This window comes from Intrasporangium oryzae NRRL B-24470, assembly GCF_000576595.1.
Taxonomy (GTDB): domain Bacteria; phylum Actinomycetota; class Actinomycetes; order Actinomycetales; family Dermatophilaceae; genus Intrasporangium_C; species Intrasporangium_C oryzae.
Window position 1 is genome coordinate 1 of record NZ_AWSA01000093.1, and the last position, 3,337, is coordinate 3,337.

The following is a 3,337-nucleotide window of genomic DNA, read 5'->3' on the forward strand; positions in this document are numbered from 1 at the left end:
CCGCGAGGGTGGCGGGGCCTTGTTGCGTTCTGCCCGCCGCGAGACGACGAGGACCCCGTCCGCCCCACTCCATCCGGAGCGGAGCGGACGGGCTTGCCACTGGTTACCGGCACCCCGAGTTACCGAGTTGGATGCCGGTGTCGAGCATCACGCCGCGACGAGGACGTACCCGCGGCGCCGCGACTCCTGGTAGCTGTTCCTCAGCTCCCGCTCGACGAGTGCCGCGAGGTCGGGCGGCAGGATGCAGATACCGCCACCCCCGCCGTACGAGAATCCGTCCCCCTGCTCCGGACTGCACCGGAGATCCGGGTGGACGTCCCGGCTCACCTGCACGCAGATCTCGTGAGGGTGGCCCTGACGACAGATCGCCTGAACCCTGACACGGTGGATCGCCGGCATGACGATCAGCGCTTCCGCGTGCCGTAGGGCGACTGGTTCGTCGGCTTGAGGCTGACTCCCAGGTCGGAAGCGTGGGAGCGGACCGCGTTCTCGGTCCGGCCCATCTTCAGGCCGATCACCCGCGTGGGGGTGTTCTGGTCCGCGAGCCGCTGGAGTTCCCGGTCCTGCGCGGGAGTCCACGACGCGCCGTGCTGCTTGGGCGGAGTTGCCATGTTGGTGCCTTCCCCACGCTGGCAGTCGATGGCCGTCGCTCCGTCTGACCGCCACTTGCTACCCCCCGATGGGGCAACTCCCGACGCGGTGCGCTAGGTTGGCAGGACAAGTTGCCCGCTTGTATCCGTCCCAACCGCCGGCCCGCCCCGTCGTTGGGACGTTCGCTGTTCAACGCAGTGCCTCGTAGCTGCACGGACGGTCGAGGACCGAATAACAACCGTGTAACTACTTGGTTACTGCTGAGTGTAGTACGCACCACCGACGGACCCCGGCGTGTCGTCCACAGGCGTTGTGTCACACGGGCTCCGCCCTGCGCTCGTCGAGCACGGTTACCGTTCGGACGTGCACATCAAGCCACTCCGGACTCAGCAGAGTCCTGACCTTCCAGACGTCCTACTCCACATGACCGGACGCTTGGGACGGCGGAACGCCGACTTGCCGTGGGTCGGGATGAGTTCGGTGGACCGCCTGGCATCGATCTTGTGGTCTCGGATGGTCGCGGCGACGCTCCCCTTCGGGTCTGAATGGCCAGTGGTCTGCTTCACCCAGACCACGCGTCGGGCCCTGTCGCATCTGACGCTCGCCGCCGGACGGTACGACGGGACAGGTCTTGCGTTCACTACGGAGTCCGTCTTCGCGGCCGGTGGAGGTCCGGCCATCTACATCCGCGGCGACGAGTTCGTTGCCTGGCAGTACAGCTCCCTCCCGACGCACATGAAGGCCCGGGGAGTGCGGTACTGGCCGGGGTCCGTACCCACTACTGCCGACGACGTCCTCGGGATGACTACCCATGGTGAGAGTCAGTGGCTTCACGAGCGGGAGTGGCGCATACCGCGTCCCACAGACGCGCCCCCGGAGTGGTGGTGGGCCTTCGCCCCGACGGACGTCAACTTCCTTCTGTTGAAAGACGCCAACGATCACGCGCGCCTCTTCTGGACGCTCGACTACTGGGCGTCGCAGGCAGACACGCCGCCAGACACCTCATGGGTTCGACGCCTCCCGGTCGCCTTCTTGGACACCGGAGGCTCGTGGGTCGCCCCACCCGAGGTTGGCGGCTGGCCGTAGCGCGCGCGTCCGCCGCTCGGTCGGCCGCGAGGCGGGGGGTCCGATGCCAGCCGCCGTCATGCCTCGATCTCCTCCTCCAGCCGACGCAGCATGTTGGCAAGCAGGATGACCGCGTCCGCCACGATCCCCGCCTCGGTGCGCGAGGGGGAACCGCCGTGCTTGACACCTTGCGCGACGTTGATGACGGCACGGGCCATGGCCCTCATCTGCGCGTTCTCGGGCCCCGGCAACCGGTGCTCGATGTAGCGCTCCAACCGGATCTTGGTCTTCGGGAAGGGCGGCTCCTCCTCGCCCGCTGGCGTGTGCGTCGCGTGGTCGTACACCTGCCGACTCAGCGCCTCCGTCAGGTGCACGCAGTCGTTGCCGATCGCTCGGTAGTCCTGTGGCGTGCTGGCAGTCCGGAAGTGACGTCGCAACTCACCGATCTCCGTGTCCACCTCGTGCCAGCCGAGCCGTTCATGAGGGGACACGGGCAACGCCAAGGTCGACGCCAGCGCGCGGTCCTGCGCCGCCATCAACTTGGCATAGGTGTCATCAAACAGGTCGCTCAACAAGTTCCGCCGGGCCTGCCACGAGCCGTGGGCACCGTTGCGGTTCCACCACGCGCGCCAGCCGGCATGGTCGCGGAACGGAAGCTTGAACTCATACCCTGCCCGCGCAGTCACGCTCTCCAGAGCGCGGATCGCCGTACGCATCTCCGCGTCCGCAAGGAGCTGGCCGCCTTCTGTTCCGGACTTGTGTAGGTCGTCTCGTACGAGATCCATGAGCGCGAGGGACACTTCGACATCGCTGTGCTTCGGATCCGGCCGCACCATCAGGGCGCGGAGGCGTTCCTCATCCAGTGAGTCGCCGACGACAGGCATGCCCCAGGGGTTGCTCGTGCTCGATTCGGTGATGAAGTCGGACGCGGTGATGGCCACGCCACGACCGTATGCGCTGGTGAGGCCCCAACCGCCGAGGCTGCCCTGCCCGCCTACCGCGTGTCTCATTGATACCGTGGCTACGGAACACCGGCACTCCCGAGTTGAGGGCGATGAGCAGGTCGAGGCTCTCCTCCTGGCGCACCTCGCCGACGATGATCCTTGACGGGCGCATGCGCAGGGCCTCCTTGACGAGGCGACGCAGGGGGACCTCGCCCGTCCCCTCGAGGCTCGGCTGACGGCACTGCATCGAGGCGACATCTCGCAGGGGGATCTTCAGCTCGAAGACCTCCTCGCAGGTGATGACGCGCTCTCTCGGCGGGATCGCGGCGGCGAGGCAGTTGAGCAGCGTCGTCTTGCCGGCCTGGGTCCCACCGGCCACCAGGATGTTGAGTCCGCTCGCGACGGCCGCCTCGAGGAACGTCGCGGTCTGGCGCGGCATCGACCCCAAGCGGACGAGGTCGTCGAGATGGTCGGCCTTGACGACGAACTTGCGGATGTTGACCTGCCAGTGGGCCCGCGCGATGTCGGGGATGACCACGTGCAGACGTGACCCGTCGGCCAGGGTGGCGTCGACAAACGGCGAGCTGAGGTCGACCCGGCGTCCCGACGTCTTGAGCATCCGCTCCACGAGGTCGCGAACGTCCTCGGCGGTGAGGATCGTCGACGTCAGCTCGGAGATGCCGCCCCTGGCCACGAAGACCTTGGACGGCTCGTTGATCCAGATCTCCTCGACGGTC

Annotated in this window: 5 protein-coding genes; 1 reads left to right on the top strand and 4 read right to left on the bottom strand. The window is 67.3% G+C overall.

Going from position 1 to position 3,337, the window contains the following annotated elements; genetic code table 11:
* Nucleotides 1–147: 147 nt before the first annotated feature.
* Both N865_RS21045 and N865_RS21050 read right to left on the bottom strand, forming a co-directional pair.
* Complete coding sequence (locus N865_RS21045; RefSeq protein WP_034810237.1) at nucleotides 148–333, bottom strand: hypothetical protein; 186 nt, start codon at nucleotides 331–333, stop codon at nucleotides 148–150.
* A gap of 71 nt (nucleotides 334–404) precedes the next feature.
* A complete protein-coding gene (locus N865_RS21050) occupies nucleotides 405–611 on the bottom strand; it encodes a hypothetical protein (RefSeq protein ID WP_034810238.1) in 207 nt (68 codons plus the stop codon).
* Between the two features lie 343 nt (nucleotides 612–954).
* Between N865_RS21050 and N865_RS21055 the strand changes: the two genes are divergently transcribed.
* A complete protein-coding gene (locus N865_RS21055; RefSeq protein WP_157557821.1) occupies nucleotides 955–1,677 on the top strand; it encodes a hypothetical protein in 723 nt (240 codons plus the stop codon).
* 56 nt (nucleotides 1,678–1,733) lie between these two features.
* Here N865_RS21055 and N865_RS21060 read toward each other — a convergent pair whose 3' ends face one another.
* Both N865_RS21060 and N865_RS21065 read right to left on the bottom strand, forming a co-directional pair.
* Entirely contained in the window at nucleotides 1,734–2,597 is an 864-nt protein-coding gene (locus N865_RS21060; protein WP_157557822.1) for a hypothetical protein, read from the bottom strand.
* Nucleotides 2,512–3,337: CpaF family protein (locus tag N865_RS21065; RefSeq protein ID WP_245603865.1), on the bottom strand; the 826-nt coding region annotated here is incomplete at its 5' end. The genes N865_RS21065 and N865_RS21060, both read right to left, overlap by 86 nt.